The sequence below is a fragment of the Embleya scabrispora DSM 41855 genome, from assembly GCF_000372745.1.
Lineage (GTDB): Bacteria > Actinomycetota > Actinomycetes > Streptomycetales > Streptomycetaceae > Embleya > Embleya scabrispora.
The window spans coordinates 13,274-29,315 of the sequence record NZ_KB889683.1; the positions used below are offsets into that span (position 1 = coordinate 13,274).

Annotated in this window: 17 protein-coding genes; 6 read left to right on the plus strand and 11 right to left on the minus strand. The window is 70.6% G+C overall.

The window, feature by feature from the left end; translation table 11 throughout:
* Window positions 1–135 precede the first annotated feature (135 nt).
* Window positions 136–1,467, plus strand: a complete 1,332-nt coding sequence (locus tag A3IC_RS0130580; RefSeq protein WP_020553890.1) for an SAM-dependent methyltransferase — start codon at window positions 136–138, stop codon at window positions 1,465–1,467.
* Between the two features lie 150 nt (window positions 1,468–1,617).
* Here A3IC_RS0130580 and A3IC_RS57405 read toward each other — a convergent pair whose 3' ends face one another.
* The 4 genes from A3IC_RS57405 to A3IC_RS0130600 all read right to left on the minus strand — a co-directional run bounded on the left by A3IC_RS57405 (window position 1,618) and on the right by A3IC_RS0130600 (window position 4,931).
* Entirely contained in the window at window positions 1,618–2,727 is a 1,110-nt protein-coding gene (locus A3IC_RS57405; protein WP_020553891.1) for a methyltransferase domain-containing protein, read from the minus strand.
* Window positions 2,724–2,918: a hypothetical protein gene (locus A3IC_RS65465; protein ID WP_020553892.1), complete on the minus strand. Its 195-nt coding sequence runs from the start codon at window positions 2,916–2,918 to the stop codon at window positions 2,724–2,726. Before A3IC_RS65465 ends, A3IC_RS57405 begins: the two co-directional genes overlap by 4 nt.
* Entirely contained in the window at window positions 2,915–3,367 is a 453-nt protein-coding gene (locus A3IC_RS0130595) for a hypothetical protein (protein WP_020553893.1), read from the minus strand. The genes A3IC_RS65465 and A3IC_RS0130595 overlap by 4 nt, the downstream gene beginning before the upstream one ends.
* Before the next feature lie 346 nt (window positions 3,368–3,713).
* Window positions 3,714–4,931 (minus strand): helix-turn-helix domain-containing protein, encoded by a 1,218-nt coding sequence (locus A3IC_RS0130600; RefSeq protein WP_020553894.1) that lies wholly within the window; start codon window positions 4,929–4,931, stop codon window positions 3,714–3,716.
* Between the two features lie 169 nt (window positions 4,932–5,100).
* On the opposite strand from A3IC_RS0130600, the gene A3IC_RS0130605 reads away from it, so the two are divergent.
* Complete coding sequence (locus tag A3IC_RS0130605; protein ID WP_026218923.1) at window positions 5,101–5,298, plus strand: DUF397 domain-containing protein; 198 nt, start codon at window positions 5,101–5,103, stop codon at window positions 5,296–5,298.
* A gap of 17 nt (window positions 5,299–5,315) precedes the next feature.
* On the opposite strand, the gene A3IC_RS0130610 is transcribed toward A3IC_RS0130605, so the two are convergent.
* Both A3IC_RS0130610 and A3IC_RS0130615 read right to left on the minus strand, forming a co-directional pair.
* Window positions 5,316–5,987 (minus strand): GNAT family N-acetyltransferase, encoded by a 672-nt coding sequence (locus A3IC_RS0130610; RefSeq protein ID WP_026218924.1) that lies wholly within the window; start codon window positions 5,985–5,987, stop codon window positions 5,316–5,318.
* 62 nt (window positions 5,988–6,049) lie between these two features.
* Window positions 6,050–6,685 (minus strand): TetR/AcrR family transcriptional regulator, encoded by a 636-nt coding sequence (locus A3IC_RS0130615; protein ID WP_052173888.1) that lies wholly within the window; start codon window positions 6,683–6,685, stop codon window positions 6,050–6,052.
* Window positions 6,686–6,832: 147 nt separating this feature from the next.
* On the opposite strand from A3IC_RS0130615, the gene A3IC_RS0130620 reads away from it, so the two are divergent.
* The 4 genes from A3IC_RS0130620 (at window position 6,833) to A3IC_RS0130635 (ending at window position 10,661) form a co-directional block, all read left to right on the plus strand.
* Complete coding sequence (locus A3IC_RS0130620) at window positions 6,833–8,059, plus strand: acyl-CoA dehydrogenase family protein (protein WP_020553897.1); 1,227 nt, start codon at window positions 6,833–6,835, stop codon at window positions 8,057–8,059.
* On the plus strand, window positions 8,056–8,811 hold the full coding sequence (locus A3IC_RS0130625) for an SDR family oxidoreductase (protein ID WP_040877412.1): 756 nt from the start codon (window positions 8,056–8,058) through the stop codon (window positions 8,809–8,811). Before A3IC_RS0130620 ends, A3IC_RS0130625 begins: the two co-directional genes overlap by 4 nt.
* Window positions 8,808–9,611, plus strand: coding sequence for an SDR family NAD(P)-dependent oxidoreductase (locus tag A3IC_RS0130630; protein WP_020553899.1), 804 nt, complete (start codon window positions 8,808–8,810; stop codon window positions 9,609–9,611). The genes A3IC_RS0130625 and A3IC_RS0130630 overlap by 4 nt, the downstream gene beginning before the upstream one ends.
* Before the next feature lie 78 nt (window positions 9,612–9,689).
* Window positions 9,690–10,661, plus strand: a complete 972-nt coding sequence (locus tag A3IC_RS0130635; RefSeq protein WP_245599704.1) for a phosphotriesterase family protein — start codon at window positions 9,690–9,692, stop codon at window positions 10,659–10,661.
* 121 nt (window positions 10,662–10,782) lie between these two features.
* Here A3IC_RS0130635 and A3IC_RS0130640 read toward each other — a convergent pair whose 3' ends face one another.
* The 5 genes from A3IC_RS0130640 to A3IC_RS0130660 all read right to left on the minus strand — a co-directional run bounded on the left by A3IC_RS0130640 (window position 10,783) and on the right by A3IC_RS0130660 (window position 15,918).
* Complete coding sequence (locus A3IC_RS0130640; protein ID WP_020553901.1) at window positions 10,783–11,418, minus strand: FMN reductase; 636 nt, start codon at window positions 11,416–11,418, stop codon at window positions 10,783–10,785.
* A gap of 55 nt (window positions 11,419–11,473) precedes the next feature.
* A complete protein-coding gene (locus A3IC_RS0130645) occupies window positions 11,474–12,592 on the minus strand; it encodes an LLM class flavin-dependent oxidoreductase (RefSeq protein WP_026218928.1) in 1,119 nt (372 codons plus the stop codon).
* A 227-nt stretch (window positions 12,593–12,819) separates the two neighbouring features.
* Complete coding sequence (locus A3IC_RS0130650; protein ID WP_020553903.1) at window positions 12,820–13,512, minus strand: FadR/GntR family transcriptional regulator; 693 nt, start codon at window positions 13,510–13,512, stop codon at window positions 12,820–12,822.
* A gap of 38 nt (window positions 13,513–13,550) precedes the next feature.
* Complete coding sequence (gene leuA / locus A3IC_RS0130655) at window positions 13,551–15,356, minus strand: 2-isopropylmalate synthase (protein WP_020553904.1); 1,806 nt, start codon at window positions 15,354–15,356, stop codon at window positions 13,551–13,553.
* A 340-nt stretch (window positions 15,357–15,696) separates the two neighbouring features.
* Window positions 15,697–15,918, minus strand: a complete 222-nt coding sequence (locus tag A3IC_RS0130660) for a hypothetical protein (RefSeq protein ID WP_026218929.1) — start codon at window positions 15,916–15,918, stop codon at window positions 15,697–15,699.
* Between the last annotated feature and the right edge of the window lie 124 nt (window positions 15,919–16,042).

Below are 16,042 nucleotides of genomic sequence, written 5' to 3' on the forward strand. Positions count from 1 at the left end.
TCGCATCGTGCTCCGTCCGGGGCGGTGATCCACCCCGGACGGAGCAATTCCGTTCGCGGTCCCGGTTCGTCGGGGTAGGAAAAAGGTGTCACCCGGCTCGGGAGTCCGGGGTTCCACACCGCGGAGGAATCCGTCATGCCGCACACCGCCGACCGTCTGGCCGCGCTGGCCCAGCAGGTACTCGGGCGCCCCACGCCGATCCGGATCCGGGCCTGGGACGGCAGCGAGGCCGGGCCGCCGGACGGGCCGGCCCTGGTCGTTCGCAACCGACGCGCGCTGCGCCGGCTGATGTGGAAGCCGGGCGAGCTGGGCTTCGCCCGCGGTTGGGTCTCCGGCGATCTCGACGTGGACGGCGACCTGTACGACGCGCTGGACCGGCTGGCCGGCATCGCCCTGCACCGCGACCAACCGCCGCCCGGCGGCGCACCGGCGGCCAAGGCCCACGCCGGCCGCGCCGAGGGCCCGCTCCCGTCCGTGCGGGCCGCGCTGGGCGCGCTGCGCCCGATGGGCGAGGCGCTCACCCTGACCGGACTGCCGGTACCGCCGCCGGCGCCTGTCGAGGAGGTCCGTCGCCGCCAGGGCATACTGCACAGCGTGCGGCGCGACCAGGAGGCGATCCGGCACCACTACGACGTCGGCAACGACTTCTACGCGCTGATCCTGGGCCCCTCGATGGTCTACTCGTGCGCCTACTGGGACCGCCCCGACGCGACGCTGGAGGACGCCCAGCGGGCCAAGCTCGACCTGATCTGCCGCAAGCTGGCCCTGGGCCCGGGAATGCGCCTGCTGGACGTGGGCTGCGGGTGGGGCTCGATGGCGCTGCACGCCGCCGAGCACTACGGCGTCCAGGTGGTCGGCATCACCATCTCGCGCGAACAGGCCGACCTGGCTCGCAAACGGGTCTCCGAGGCGGGCCTGACCGGCCGGGTCGAGATCAGAATCCAGGACTACCGCGAACACGCCGACGGCCCCTACGACGCGATCTCCTCGATCGGCATGGCCGAACACGTGGGCCGGATCCGCTTCCGCGAGTACGCCGACTCGCTGTACGAACTCCTGCGCCCCGGCGGCCGGCTGCTCAACCACCAGATCGCCAGACGCCCGGCGCCGAACGAAGCGGCCTACCGCGTCGACGAGTTCATCGACCGCTACGTCTTCCCCGACGGCGAACTGGCGCCGGTGGGCCGCACGGTGTCGGTCCTGGAGGAGGCGGGCTTCGAGGTCCGCGACGTACACGCGCTGCGCGAGCACTACGCGACCACGCTGCGCGCGTGGGTGGCCAACCTGGAGGCCGACCGGGAGCGCGCCACCCGCCTCACCTCCCCCGGCCGGGTCCGCGTCTGGCGCCTGTACATGGCGGCCTCGGCCCTGGCCTTCGAACAAAACCGCATCGGCGTCAACCAGATCCTGGCGATCAAGACGCCGGCCTCGGGACACTCGGGCATGCCGCCGACCCGAACGATGTGAGCGGCGGGGGGCGGCCATACAGCGACCGGCACCCGACTCCCGCCGCCGATTTCCCCCGGCCGCCCCACCGACGCACCGTGGCCGACGCCGAGGTCGGAACAGCCCCGACGCTGTGTGACTCGGAGAGTCGGGGCTGATCCTTCCGATCCTCTAGAGGGCCTTCCGCAGGATCGACGGCCCGCAGTCCACTCGACCAAGCGGCCCGTCGTGCCATGTCCATTGGCCATCGACCGTCACGGTGAGGCCGTGTTCTTCGCGTGGGGGCTCACCCCGCGCCCGCCACGCTTGGTAGGCGGCCTCGATCTCCCGCCACAGATCGCGCGGGCCGCCCTCGTTCACCTCGAACGAGGGGGCGTCCGGTACGTAGTCGACGGACGCCCAGGACTGTCCGTCGGCGTACCACGTGGTGAACTCCCCGGCGTGCGCGCCCGACCCGAAGAACGTGCGTTGCTCGACGTCGGGCAGCCGCAGCCCGATCGCGAAATCCGCGTGCTCCTCCTGACGGGGACGCGGATCCGTCGTCATGTGGCGGACCCTGCCCGCGCTCGGGTCCGCGATCACGTCGCCCACGAAGCGCCGGGTCTCGAACCTCGGACGCTGCGACCGGGCCCACATGAAGTTGACGTTCCCCACGAACCGGCCCGACGCCGTGCCGTCGGCCGCGACGACCAGGCGCAGGAGTCCGGAGTTGTGGAAGGCCGTGCCCCAGGGGGTGAGGATCACCCCTTTGGGCCGGACCTGCTCCACCCACGCGTAGGGCACGTTCCGTACCGCCATGGTGGCGATGAGCCGGTGGTAGGGGGCGCCTTCCCGGTAGCCCAGCAACCCGTCGCCGACGATCAGGCTCGGCTTCAAGTCGGCGTCATGCAGGGACTTTTGCGCCTGGATCGCAACGAGGGGATCCACTTCGATCGAGGTCACCCGGCCGGCCGTGAGCGCGGTGGCCAACAGCGCCGTGGACCATCCGGTGCCGGTACCGATTTCGAGGATGTCGTGACTCGGGTCGACGTCGAGTTGTTCGAGCATGTGCCGCACGAGGGAGGGTTGCGACGACGACGACGTCGGGATCAGGCTCCCGCCCGGCATGCCGTCATCCATCTGGGTGACAAGCGGGATGTCGGCCGCCACGGCCTCCGCCCACGCCTCGGGGTCGGTGTCGCGGTCGATCCGGACGTCGTCATTCCCCCACACCGCCGCCGGGACGTACGAGCGCCGGGGCGTGTCCGCGAACACGCCGTCCCAGTCGACCAAGGCACTCACTTGTCCCTCTCCTTGTCGCGGTCCTTGTCCTCCGGCGGCACGGGCCTGTCCCACTGGCCATCGCGCTGTCGTTGGGGGGTCTTGGCGTCGCCGTCCTTGTCGTCCTTGGCGTGATTCCCCATCGTCGTACCTCCCGAGTTTTTGTAGGTCGAGCCGGTGTCGGTCGGTGGTGGCATCGAATTCGCCGTCATCGCTCCTCCTCGTCGAGCAGGAAAGGAGGTTCCGACCAATCGGCCACCGCGCCCAACGGGCAGCCGACTCGCTCCAGGTCGGACAACAATGCGAACCACTCGGGGCCGAGCGGCGGTTGAACCGTCGCCAACATGCCCTTGTCCACGGCGCACAACTCCGTGAGCGTGCCGTCCGGCCGGAGGGTCGCGTCTTCCACGCCGACGTATCTCACGCTCCGGTACAGAATCGGCGGAGGCGGCCGAAGAATGACCAAGTCCCGCACCCAGCAGGCGAATTCGATTCCGCTGCGCAGCCGTAGGTGAACCTGCCGCCCGCGCACGTCCATGAGCACACCCTCTCGGCCCGAATAGGCGTCGCGACACCACGCGTGCCGGTAGCGCTCGAAGAACGCGTGGCCCAAGTCGAGATCCTCCTGCGTACTCCCGGATGCCCGCTGTCGAGTGGTCATCGGGCGTTCCGCCCACCCGAGCGCAGCCCACGGAACCGCACCGCCAACCGACGCGAACGTAGCCACGCGCGCCGAAACGGCACCGGAGACGGGGCGAACGAGGGAGTCTCGGCGCCCCGCCCACCGACCCACTCTCGGACCAGCAAGCACAACCGCTCGTCCTGCCCGTCGCGCTCCCCGCCGCTCGGCATGCGCACCGAACCGCGTTGGGTCCATCCGATTTGATGTGTCACAGGAACTCCCGAGCCTTTCGGGCGAATTGGTGTACCTGTGAACGTAGAAACCACTGCCCGGCGAGACCAGGGACGCTATGGGCCACCTTGCTCGCGAGGTAGGACGTTGCGTCCTACCCGGTGCCGATCTGCAAGCGGTCGGCGAGGGCGAGGATCGGGGCCGAACGGCGGCGCTCGCGGGAGGCGAGGTCTGCGACTACTCGGCGGGATGTGGCGTGGTAGCGCATCCATTCGGGGGCGGTGTGTTCGGCCTTGAGCATGGCGCGGGTTGCCCGGTCGTCGTTTGCGAGGTCGATGTGGGCGAGTGCGCGGTCGACGTAGTACCGCGCCTGCCACGTGGGCGGCAGGCTGGTCAGGTCGGTGATGCGCCGTGCTTCGGCCAACGCCTGTTCGGGTCGGTCCATTTCGACGAAGGCGTTGACCGTGGCGACACCGGCATTGGTGGGGCCGAACGGGGTGGCGTAGTCGATGCGGTCGGTGCCGATCCGGGCAGCGGCGGCGTTGGCAAGGCGCAGGAGTTCGGCGGCGGTGTCCTTGCGCTCCGCGCGTACGGCGGCCGAGGCGGCGCGTAGCAGCAGGATGCCCCACAGGGCCACGTCGATCAGCGGTGTCTTCGTCCACGACGGCTCGATCTTCTCCGCGGTTGCCTCGGCCACCCGCTGTGCGTCGTCTATCCGGCCCTGCTTGCTGAAGATCCACGACAGCGTCGACATGCCCATGACTTCGAGTCGGGGGTCATCGGAGTGCCGGGCCGCGATCCCGGCTCGCTCCATCGCCGTATACGCGGCGTCCTCCTTGCCGAACGCGGCCAGAGTCGTCGCCGCGACCTGGTACGCCTCCGCCAGGATGGCGAACGAGGCGGCGCGGTCGGCGCCGGAGTGTTCGCGCGTCGCGGAGCGAGCGTCCGAGATGAGGCGCGGCAATACGGCGGCGATCTCCGACAACTTCCCTTCGCGCCGGATCACCTCCGTCGACCTCAGCGACGCCCGGAGATCCAGGACGGACGGCGATTCCCCGTCGGCGACCTCCATCTCGTCTTCGATCAACTCGGAGACCGGAGTCACGGCCCGCCGGAGCGCCAGCAGGCTCGGTAGGGGATCCCGGTGCGCCGCGCCCTCGAACGTGGTCGGCTGCCCGATCAGGATCGACGTTTCCACGTCGAGCGCCCTCGCGAGCGCGTTGAGCGTCGCGAGCCGGGCCGTGAGTCGCTGGTTCTGTTCCAGCTTGCGAACGACATCGACGGAGACTCCCGCAACGGCAGCGAGCGACTCCTGAGTGTGGTCCCTCCGCAGGCGCAACCGCGCGATGCGATCCCCAATGCTGTCTTGCATGGTTCGGACTCCCGGCGAGGTAGGCGCTGACCCCACGGTACGCCCGCAGACCGGCCGAGAATCGCGGGAACCGACCACCGGCTCACGTCATACGATCGGCTACGCGCCTATGCCTTTCCCCGAAAGAGTCGGCAGCGATGATCCGGGCAACCATCAAGGAGTTGCAACCATGCACCGAACCCAAGACGCAGACGTCACCACGTGGCGCAAGAGCTCGTACAGCAACGGAGATCAAGGCAACTGCGTCGAGGTCCGCGACGATCGCCCGGGCATCGTCCCGGTACGTGACTCGAAGGAGCCGAGCGTGGGTCAACTCCTCATCGGCGTGACCTCATGGACAGCGCTGACCGACGCCCTCCAAGGCTGACTCGACCCGGCCGACCCCTACGCCTCCGGAACCGCTTCCGAGGGGCAGCCGAACATCTCTCGGCATGCCGCCAAGCCCTCGATCTTGGTTGGGATTGTGCGGTGTTCGTGCCAGGCGTCTCGGGTCAGGCGGAGGCGGCGGACCGGGCGTGGGGGGCCGGATTCGTCGGCCGGGAGGATTTCGAGGCCGTCGTCGGTGTAGCCGAGGCGTCGGGAGACTGCGAGGGAGGGGACGTTGTCGAGGAGCGCCGAGGAGACGGCCCAGTGGGCGCCGAGGCCGGTGAAGGCCAGCTCCAGCATCGCGGCGCGCATCTCCGTACCGAAGCCGTGGCCCTGGTGGGCCAGGCCCAGCCAGGAGCCCGAGCCGACCTCGCGCCGGCGGGCGAAGTCCTTGGCGCCGCAGTCCTGGGTACCGACGATCACGCCCTCGTGTACGACGGCGAGGATCAGCCGCCAGTCGTCCGGTTGCCAGTTCGCCCACGTGGCCCAGTAGTGCTTCAGACCGTTGCGGGCGAAGGCCGGCTGGGCCTGACGCGTCCACGGCTTGGCAAAGGGCATCCGGTCGGGGGGATGGATGCCGCGCGCGGCCAGTTCCACGAGTTCCACCAGGTCGTCCTGGCTCGCCGGTCGAAGCTCCAGTCGAGGCGTGGTCAACCGTAGGCCGAACACCGGCCAATGATCAGTGAGCATGGTCGATTCTCGACGCCTCGCACCCTCCCACGCGAACGAATTCCGCCACGCCGGCCGCCCTCCTACCGCTCCCCCGTCGTCGGCGCCAGCCCATGCAGCAGCAGGTCCGCGAACACGTCGCCCACCTCGCGCGGGGACATCGGCCCGTCGAGCTGGTACCAGCTGTTCAGGTGGTGCACGCCGCCGAAGAAGTTGTGCGTGGCGATGTCGGCCGACACGTCCGCGCGCAACAGGCCCTCGCGCTGGCCCTGTTCGATCAGCGAGCGGAAGCGCTCGTGGTAGCGCCGCCGTTCGGCCCGGATCTCGTTGCGCTTGTCCGGCGCGAGCAGGTGCATCGAGCGGAAGTAGACGACCGCGTCGTCGATGTTGCCCAGCGTGGTGACCACGACGTCCGCCGCCGCCTCGCGCAGGCGGTCCACGACCGGCTCGGTGCCGTCCGCGATGGTGTTCAGCCGCTCGGTCTGCATCGCGAGCATCCGGTGGTAGATCTCCACCAGGAGGTCGTCCTTGGACGCGTAGTAGTGGTACATCGCACCCTTGGTGACCCCGGCGGCGGCCACGATCTCCTGGACCGAGGTGCTCTCGAAGCCGCGCTCGGCGAACATCCGCGAGGCGATCCGCAGCAGCCGCTGTGGCAGGGGTGTCTCGTCGGCCTCGGACAGTACCGGTGCCGCGTTTCCGCGACCTCTAGCCGCCATGATGTCCAACCTTTCGAGGGAGCGTTCGACGCTACCCTAGCCAAGATACCGACCGGTCGGTACCGTATTTCGCGCACGGCACGTTTCGCGCACCCTACGGGCCACGAAACGTCCGCGTCGTCCGCGACCAGGGAGAGGAAGGCGCCGGTGGACTTCAGCTACGACGCACGGACCGAGGAACTGCGTGAGCGACTGCTCGCGTTCATGACCGAGCACGTGTACCCCGCCGAAGCCGTGTTCACCGAGCAGGTGGCCGAGCCGGGCGCCGATCCGTGGGGCCGGCCACCGGTGATCGAGGAGCTCAAGATCGAGGCCCGCAAGCGCGGCCTGTGGAACCTGTTCCTGCCGGGCGCCGAGGGCGCGGGTCTGAGCAACCTCCAGTACGCGCCGCTGGCCGAGATCGCCGGGCGCAGTCCGCACCTGGGCCCCGAGGCGCTCAACTGCGCCGCGCCCGACACCGGCAACATGGAACTGCTGCACGACTTCGGCACTCCCGAGCAGCGGGAGCGGTGGCTGAAGCCGCTCCTGGAGGGCACCATCCGCTCGGCGTTCTGCATGACCGAGCCGGACGTCGCCTCCTCCGACGCCACCAACATCACCACGCGCATCGTCCGCGACGGCGACGAGTACGTAATCGACGGCCGCAAGTGGTGGTCCTCCGGCGCGATGGCGCCCACCTGCGAGATCCTGGTCGTGATGGGCAAGACCGACCCGGACGCGCCACGCCACCGCCGGCAGAGCATGATCCTGGTCCCGCGCGACACCCCGGGCGTGCGCATCCGCCGCGGGATGCACGTCTTCGGCTACACCGACGGGCCGCACGGTGGTCACGCCGAGGTGGTCTTCGACAACGTACGGGTGCCCGCCGCGAACCTGGTCGGCAACGCCGGCGACGGCTTCGCCATCGCGCAGGCCCGGCTGGGCCCGGGCCGGATCCACCACTGCATGCGGCTGATCGGGATGGCCGAGCGCGGCCTGGAGCTGATGTGCCGACGGGTGGTCGCCCGCGAGGCGTTCGGCGGCCCGCTCGCCGATCAGGGCGTGATCCAGGAGTGGATCGCCGAGTCCCGGGTGCGCATCGAGCAGTTGCGCCTGCTCGTACTCAAGACCGCGTGGCTGATGGACACCGTCGGCAACCGCGGCGCGCACCGCGAGATCCAGTCGATCAAGATCGCCACGCCGCTCACCGTCGAGTGGATCCTGGACAAGGCCATCCAGGCGCACGGCGCGGGCGGCCTGTCCCAGGACTTCGTGCTCGCGTCGCTGTGGACGCACGCGCGCACGCTGCGCCTGGCCGACGGGCCGGACGAGGTACATCGTCGTTCGCTCGCCCACCGCGAGCTCAAGTCCTACCGAGAGGCAGCCGCCCAGTGAGCGAGTCGTCCCGTCCCGTGGCCATCGTCACCGGCGCGAGCCGAGGCATCGGCCTGGGCATCGCCCAGGCCCTGGTCGCGCGCGGCGACCGGGTCTGCGTGACCGCGCGCGGCGCGGACACGCTGGCCGAGGTGGTCGCCTCGCTCGGCGGCCCCGAACACGCGATCGGCGTCGCCGGCAAGGCGCACGACCCGGTCCACCAGGACGCCGCGGTGACCGCGACCCTGGAGGCGTTCGGCCGGATCGACATGCTGGTCAACAACGCCGGCATCAACCCGGTGTACGGCCCGCTGGTGGAACTCGACCTGGACGCCGGGCGCAAGATCCTGGAGGTCAACCTGCTCGCCGCGCTCGCCTGGACCCAGCGGGTGCACAAGGCGTGGTTGGGCGAGCACGGCGGCGCGATCGTCAACGTGTCCTCGCTCGCCGGCGAGCGGCCCGCCCAGGGGATCGGCTTCTACGGCGTCAGCAAGGCCGCGCTGACCCACCTGACCGCCCAACTCGCGAGCGAACTCGGGCCGCGGGTACGGGTGAACGCGGTGGCGCCGGCCGTGGTCAAGACCGTCTTCGCGACCGCGCTGTACGAGGGCCGTGAGGAAGAGGTCGCGGCGGCCTATCCGATGGCCCGGCTGGGCGTGCCCGAGGACGTGGCCGGCGCGGTGGCGTTCCTGCTGTCCGAGCAGGCGGGTTGGATCACCGGTCAGACGCTGCTGGTCGACGGCGGCGTGAGCCTGTCCGGCGGTGTCGGATGACCGCGCTCGCCGGCGCCAATGTGGTGATCACCGGCTCCGGCGCCGGGATCGGCGCGGCGCTGGCCCGGCGTTTCGCCGCCGACGGCGCGCGTGTGGTGGTCAACGACCTGGACGCCGACGCGTGCCGTGCGGTCGCCGCCGACATCGACGGCATCGCACTGCCGGGCGACGCGGCCGGCGAGGAGGGCGTCGCGGCGCTGATCACCGGTGCCCGCAAGGCGCTCGGCGGCGAGATCGACATCTACTGCGCCAACGCCGGCATCGGCGAGGGCATGGGCCTGGACGCCTCGGAGCAGTCGTGGGACCGCTCGTGGGACGTCAACGTGATGGCACACGTACGCGCCGCGCGACTGCTCACCCCGGCCTGGCTGGCCCGGGGCCGCGGCCACCTGGTCACCACGGTCTCCGCCGCCGGCCTGCTCACCATGTTGGACGCGTCGGCGTACTCGGTCACCAAACACGCGGCGTACGCGTTCGCCGAGTGGATGGCGATCACCTACGGCGCCAAGGGCATCACCGTGCAGGCGGTCTGCCCGCTGGGCGTGCGCACCGCGCTGCTCGGCGCGACCGGCGAGGCCGCGGCGCTGCTGCTGAACGACGGCGCGGTCGATCCGGCGGAGGTCGCCGAGGTGGTCGCCGAGGCGATCACGAACAACGCGCCGTTCCTGGTTCTGCCACACCCCGAGGTGGCCCGGATGTACGCGGGGCGGGCCGCCGATCCCGATCGTTGGCTGGCCGGAATGCGCAAACTCCAGGCCCGTCTGGAATTTGCGAAGGACGGCAGGGGGCAGGAAGGCTGATCATCCGGTTCGAGACGGCGGCGCCGTGCCGCAGGCTTGGCCGGCGCGACGCAGCCGACGCAGCCGAAGGAGCCGCAGGTGCCGGTGAACGAGATCGAGACGGTGCTCGGGCCGGTGCCCACCGCCGCGCTCGGCACGACCCTGATGCACGAGCACATCTTCGTGCTGACCCCGGACAGCCAGGCCAACTGGTCCCCGGACTGGGACGAGGAGGCCCGGGTCGCGGACGCGGTCGAGCGGTTGCGAGCGCTGCGGGCGGCCGGTGTGACCACCATCGTGGACCCCACGGTGGACGGGATCGGGCGGAACGTGCCGCGCGTGCGGCGGATCGCCGAACAGGTCCCGGACCTCAACATCGTGGTCGCGACCGGAATCTACACGTACGTCGACGTCCCGGCCTTCTTCCGCCATCGAGGCCCGGGCGCGCTGCCGGGTCTGCCGGATCCGATGGTCGACCTGTTCGTCCGGGACATCCGCGAGGGCATCCAGGGCACCGGGGTCAAGGCCGCGCTGCTCAAGTGCGCGATCGACGAACCGGGCCTGACCGGCGGCGTCGAGCGGGTGTTGCGCGCGGTGGCCCGGGCGCATCTGGAGACGGGCGTGCCGATCATGGTGCACACCCACCCGCGCAGCCGGACCGGATCACACGTACGCCGGGTGCTGACCGAGGAGGGCGTGCCCGCCGCACGCGTGCAGCTCGCGCACAGCGGGGACACCGACGACGCCGATCACCTGACCGAACTCGCCGACGCGGGTTACCTGTTGGGGATGGACCGGTTCGGCCTGGACACCACGATGCCGTTTGCGGAGCGGGTCGCGATCGTGGTCGAGATGTGCCGTCGGGGGTATGCGTCGAGCATGGTGCTGTCCCAGGACGCGGCGTGCCATATCGATTGGATCGACCCGGAGTTGATGCCGCTGCTGCCGGACTGGCACTACCGGCACGTGCTGAACGACGTGCTTCCGGCGCTGCGCGCGCACGGCGTGCCCGACCCGGATGTAACCGCGATGCTGGTGGACAACCCGCGCCGGTGGTTCGAACGGGCCTGAGCCGGGCGCCGATCGTCGACCCGGGCGCCGAAGTGGGTCTTCGGCGCCCGGGCGGCCGTCCTCGTAGGCGGCGTCCCCGTCCATGGCGTTCCGGTCCGCCGCGTCCTCGCCCGTGACGTCCTCAGCCGCGGCGCAGCGCGGCCAACTGCTCGGCGAACGGGACCACTTCCTCGAATTCCGCGGCTGGCGCAGCTGCGGCCCGGGGCAGTCCCGCCGCGAGGTCGGCGAGTTCGCCGCCGGCGCGGGCGATCCGCGCGGCCAGGTCGTCGCCGGCGCCCGCCGACGCGCCCCAGTCGCCGGTCGCCGCATACACCGAGGTCGGTGTGACCGTGGCCCGCAGGTAGGCGAACAGCGGGCGCAGCGCGTGCTCCAGGGCCAGCGAGTGGCGCGCGGTACCGCCGGTCGCCGCGATCAGTACCGGCTTCCCGGTCAGCGCGGAGTTGTCCAGCACGTCGAAGAAGGACTTGAACAGCCCGCTGTAGGACGCGGTGAAGATCGGCGTGACCGCGATCAGCGCGTCCGCGCGGGTGACCGTCTCGATCGCGGCGCGCAGTCCCGGCGGCGGGAATCCGGTGACCAGGTTGTGGGCGATGTCCACCGCGACGTCGCGCAGTTCGACCGTGTGGACATCGGCCTCGACACCCCGATCGAGCAGCTGCCGCCCGGTGGCCTCGGCCAGTCGGTCGCCGAGCATGCGGGTGGACGAGGGTTTGCCCAGTCCGGCCGAGACGACCACGAGCTTGACGGGTTGCGCCATGGTGATCCTTCTTCCTTTCTCTCGGTGGGGTGAGTACGGCGGTACGTACGGCCGGTCAGAGCGCGGGCGCGCTCTCGTTCGCGGCGCTCTCCGCCGCGGCCTCGTCCCGCCGGGCCACCAGCGCCGCGTGGGTGGGGCCCGCGGGCACGTCGGCTCCGCGTCGGGCCGCGAACTCCGTGCGCAGCACCGGGAGTACCTCCTCGCCGAGCAGGTCGAGCTGCTCCAGCACGGTCTTCAGCGGAAGTCCCGCGTGGTCCATCAGGAAGAGTTGGCGCTGGTAGTCGCCGAACGAGTCGCGGAAGGTCAGCGTCTTGTCGATCACCTCCTGCGGGCTGCCCACGGTCAGCGGCGTCTGGTCGGTGAACTCCTCCAGCGACGGACCGTGGCCGTACACCGGCGCGTTGTCGAAGTACGGACGGAACTCGCGCACCGCGTCCTGCGAGTTCTTCCGCATGAACACCTGCCCGCCGACCCCGACGATGGCCTGCTCGCGCGTGCCGTGGCCGTAGTGCTCGAAGCGGTCGCGATACAGGTTGATCAGCCGGACGAAGTGGTCCCGGGGCCAGAAGATGTTGTTGGCGAAGAATCCGTCGCCGTAGTAGGCGGCCTGCTCGGCTATCTCGGGACTGCGGATCGAGCCGTGCCACACGAACGGCGGGACGCCGTCCAGCGGTCGCGGGGTCGAGGTGAAGCCCTGGAGCGGGGTCCGGAACCGGCCCTCCCAGTCGACCACGTCGTTGCGCCACAGCTCGTGCAGAAGCGCGTAGTTCTCGATCGCCAGCGGGATGCCCTGGCGGATGTCCTGGCCGAACCACGGGTAGACCGGTCCGGTGTTGCCCCGGCCCATCATCAGGTCCACCCGGCCGTCGGCCAGGTGCTGGAGCATCGCGTAGTCCTCGGCGATCTTCACCGGGTCGTTGGTGGTGATCAGCGTGGTGGACGTGGAGAGGATGATCCGCTCGGTCCGCGCGGCCACGTAGCCGAGCAGCGTGGTCGGCGACGAGGGCACGAACGGCGGGTTGTGGTGCTCCCCGGTCGCGAACACGTCCAGACCGACCTCTTCGGCCTTGAGCGCGATCGCCACCATCGCCTTGATCCGCTCGTGCTCGGTGGGCTCCCGGCCGGTGGTGGGGTCGACGGTGACGTCTCCGACGGTGAAGATCCCGAACTGCACGGTGACCACTCTTTCATTAGTTGAACAGTCAATCACCGGGTGAAAGCGAGATCCCGACCGCGCTATTCCCGAAGGGGGCGCGCGGCGCGGGCCGGCGCGTCGCCGCGCTGGGGCACGAGGGACCGGAGGGGCGCGGACTGGGCGGGACGCGCTACGCGGCCGTGTGCCACCCGCGCCGCGCGCTGCCCGCGCCGCGCCCACACCCCCGCCCAGTCCGCGCCCCGCGCCTACTCGCGCAGGATGCCCAGGCTTACCGCCAGCTCCGCTTCCGTCACCCGGCCTGCCCTCTCCGCGTCGCCCGCTCGGATTGCCGCGACCATGGCCGCGTGGGCGTCGGCGCCCGGGTCCGGGGAGGCGGTTCGCAGGTTCTTTTCGTCCATGACGGCGAGCAGGTCGAGCAGGCTCGGCCGCATGGTCACCTGGAAGACCGCGAAGAGGTCGGTCAGTACCTCGTTGTGCGCCGCCGCGACGATGCTCGCGTGGAAGGCGATGTCCGCGTCGATGTACGCCGCGTCGTCGCCGAGCGCGGCGGCCCGCGCGGCCAGGCCGGCGTCCAGCGCGGCGAGGTCCTCGTCGGTGCGCCGCTCCGCGGCCAACATCGCGGCTCGCACCTCGATCAGGTTGCGCACCTCGTAGACCTCGGCCGCCGAGGCTCGACGCAGCCGCGCGGGCAGGTCCTCGACCGGTTCGGTGGCGATCACGAAGACGCCGGCCCCCTGCCGGGACTCGACCAGCCCGGCTCCCGCCAGCGCGCGGATCGCCTCGCGGACGGTCGAGCGGCCGATGCCCAGTTCCTTGCCGAGCGCGACCTCGCCGGGCAGCTTGGCGCCCACCGGCCAGCGCCCGGCGGCGATCTGGTCACGAAGCCGTTCGGCCGCCTGGCCGACCAGCGGGCTGCGGCGCAGGGGGCCGAACGTCATCGCGTGTCACCTTCACATCTCAGGTCGTCCGATGAACCCTAGCCGGGCACAACACCCGCCCCCTCCCCCACGCGCGCCCGGTTCACCGCCGACACCGTCGCGTGCACCGAGGCGGCCAGGATCGAGGTGTCGATCCCGACCCCCCAGCGGGTGACTCCGTCGACCCGGCACTCGACGTACGACGCCGCCTGTCGGTCGCCGCCCGCACCGATCGAGTGCTCGACGTAGTCCAGGATCTCGACCCGGATCCCGGCCGCGCCGAATGCCGAGGTCAGTGCGGACAGCGTTCCGTTTCCCTCGCCGACCACCGGGCGCGCGCCGGTGGGATCGGTCAGTGTCCCGGTGAACAGGTGCCGCCCCGGTTCGGTCTCCTCCGCCCGCCACCCGGTGACGTCGACCGGCGCGCGGCGGTCCCGGTACTCCCGCCCGAACAACTCGCCCAGTTCGGCCGCGGTGATCTCCTCGCCGCTGTCGTCGGTGGCTTCCTGGACCACCCGGGAGAACTCGATCTGGAGCCGGCGCGGCAGGTCCAGACCGTGCGCGCTCTGCATCAGGTAGGCGATGCCGCCCTTGCCGGACTGGCTGTTGACCCGGATCACCGCCTCGTAGTCGCGGCCCACGTCGGCCGGGTCGATCGGCAGGTACGGCACATCCCACGGCGCCTGGGCCACGGTCCGGCCCAGCCGTTCGGCCCGCCGCGCGTGGTGTGCGAAGCCCTTCTTGATCGCGTCCTGGTGGGTGCCGGAGAACGCGGTGTAGACCAGGTCGCCGCCGTAGGGGTGGCGGGCGTGTACGTCGATCCGGTTCGCGTACTCGACGGTGCGCCGGATCTCGTCGATGTCGGAGAAGTCGATCATCGGATCCACGCCCTGCGTGTACAGGTTCAGCGCGAGCGTGACCAGGTCCACGTTGCCGGTCCGCTCGCCGTTCCCGAACAGGCAGCCCTCGATCCGCTGCGCCCCGGCCAGCAGCGCCAGTTCGGCACAGGCGACCCCGGTGCCGCGGTCGTTGTGCGGGTGCACGGACAGGATCACCGCGTCGCGGCGGGCCAGATGGCGGTGCATGTACTCGATCTGGTCGGCGTACACGTTCGGCGTGGCGATCTCGACCGTGGCCGGCAGGTTGTGGATCACCGGTCGGTCCCGGCTCGCGTCCCACAGCTCGGTGACGCTGTCGCACACCTCCAGGACATAGTCGGGTTCGGTCAGGTTGAACACCTCGGGCGAGAACTCGAAGCGGATGTCCGCCCCCGGCCGGGCGTCCGCGCCGCGGGCGACGTCCTTGGCGCCGGCCAGGATCAGGCCGTGCAGCGCGGCCCGGTCGTGCCGGAGCACCACGTCGCGCCAGGTCGGCGCGGTAGCGGTGTACATGTGCACCACGGCGTGCGGCAGGCCCTCGATGGACTGATAAGTGCGTTCGATCAGGTCGGTCCGGGCGGCGGTGAAGACCACGATCGTCACGTCGTCCGGGACCGCGTCGCTCTCCGCCAGATGCCGGACGAAGTCGTAGTCGGCGCGGCTCGCCGACGGGTAGCCGACCTCGATCTCCTTGAAGCCCATCGCAACCAGCAGGTCGAACATCCGCCTCTTGCGCACCGGGTCCATCGGCTCGGCCAGCGCCTGATTGCCGTCCCGCAGGTCCACCGGGACCCACAGCGGGGCCTGTTCGATCCGTCGGGTCGGCCAGGTTCGCCGATTCGGGTCGATCTCGACCCGGACCCGCTCGTGCGCCGGGCGGTAGCGGTGATGCGGCATCGCGCTCGAACGCTGCCGGTTCCAGTGCGGTCGGCCGTCGGGGATGGGGCCGGCCGGGGTGCGCAGGGTGGGGAAGCTGTCGTCGGTCATGGTGCGGAGTCGTCCTCGCCGTTCGAAGGGTCGACCGGCAGCACCGAACCCCGCGGCGGGGTGCCGGTCGGATCAGGCCCCGCCGCGGCCACCGAGAAGGAGGACGCGCAGCTTCATGGCGACGACGCTAGCACAACTTGTCTGACAACCTGACGTCTTTGTCGATTCGCCCGCCGACCGAGCCGGCGGGGCGGGCGCCGCTCGGGGCGCGTGGCCGGAAATGGCCGGAGGCGGGCAAGCGATGGCGCCGTCCTCGGGGCGCTGTCGCGCGACGAAAGGAGGCGCCGACCCGGTTACCCGGGGGCGCCTCCCATGTGCCGACCGCGTGGAGTCGGGATGTTCAGAGATTGCTCAGCTTCGCGTAGGGACGGCAGATCCGCTCCTGACGCGACCCGAAATCGACAGTGACCGCGATGTCCTCTTCGACACCGACGATCCGACCGAGTCCGTACTGATCGTGCGTCACTCGTGCACCGAGTTCGAAATCCTCGATGATGGGAGCGACCGGGACATTGAAGGGACTGGTGGGCAGAATGCGCCGGGTCACGGCTGACGTCGTCATCCCCACCAGTATGCGCCTGTCGGGTGACGCGCGGGGCGTTCGGGGGCGGTATAGGCGAAGCCGTAACCGGAAAGTGTCCCCACGATATGGCGGTTCGAATCCCGTATGCGCCCCTCGAAGGCGA

Bases quoted from the DNA above. Each gene is read 5' to 3' on its own strand.
- A3IC_RS0130660 (WP_026218929.1), bottom strand. From the start codon at position 15,918: ATGACGACGTCAGCCGTGACCCGGCGCATTCTGCCCACCAGTCCCTTC.
- A3IC_RS0130615 (WP_052173888.1), bottom strand. From the start codon at position 6,685: ATGGCGGCTAGAGGTCGCGGAAACGCGGCACCGGTACTGTCCGAGGCC.
- A3IC_RS65465 (WP_020553892.1), bottom strand. From the start codon at position 2,918: ATGACGGCGAATTCGATGCCACCACCGACCGACACCGGCTCGACCTAC.
- leuA (WP_020553904.1), bottom strand. From the start codon at position 15,356: ATGACCGACGACAGCTTCCCCACCCTGCGCACCCCGGCCGGCCCCATC.
- A3IC_RS0130640 (WP_020553901.1), bottom strand. From the start codon at position 11,418: ATGGCGCAACCCGTCAAGCTCGTGGTCGTCTCGGCCGGACTGGGCAAA.
- A3IC_RS0130650 (WP_020553903.1), bottom strand. From the start codon at position 13,512: ATGACGTTCGGCCCCCTGCGCCGCAGCCCGCTGGTCGGCCAGGCGGCC.
- A3IC_RS0130595 (WP_020553893.1), bottom strand. From the start codon at position 3,367: ATGACCACTCGACAGCGGGCATCCGGGAGTACGCAGGAGGATCTCGAC.
- A3IC_RS0130600 (WP_020553894.1), bottom strand. From the start codon at position 4,931: ATGCAAGACAGCATTGGGGATCGCATCGCGCGGTTGCGCCTGCGGAGG.
- A3IC_RS0130605 (WP_026218923.1), top strand. From the start codon at position 5,101: ATGCACCGAACCCAAGACGCAGACGTCACCACGTGGCGCAAGAGCTCG.
- A3IC_RS0130630 (WP_020553899.1), top strand. From the start codon at position 8,808: ATGACCGCGCTCGCCGGCGCCAATGTGGTGATCACCGGCTCCGGCGCC.
- A3IC_RS0130610 (WP_026218924.1), bottom strand. From the start codon at position 5,987: ATGCTCACTGATCATTGGCCGGTGTTCGGCCTACGGTTGACCACGCCT.
- A3IC_RS0130580 (WP_020553890.1), top strand. From the start codon at position 136: ATGCCGCACACCGCCGACCGTCTGGCCGCGCTGGCCCAGCAGGTACTC.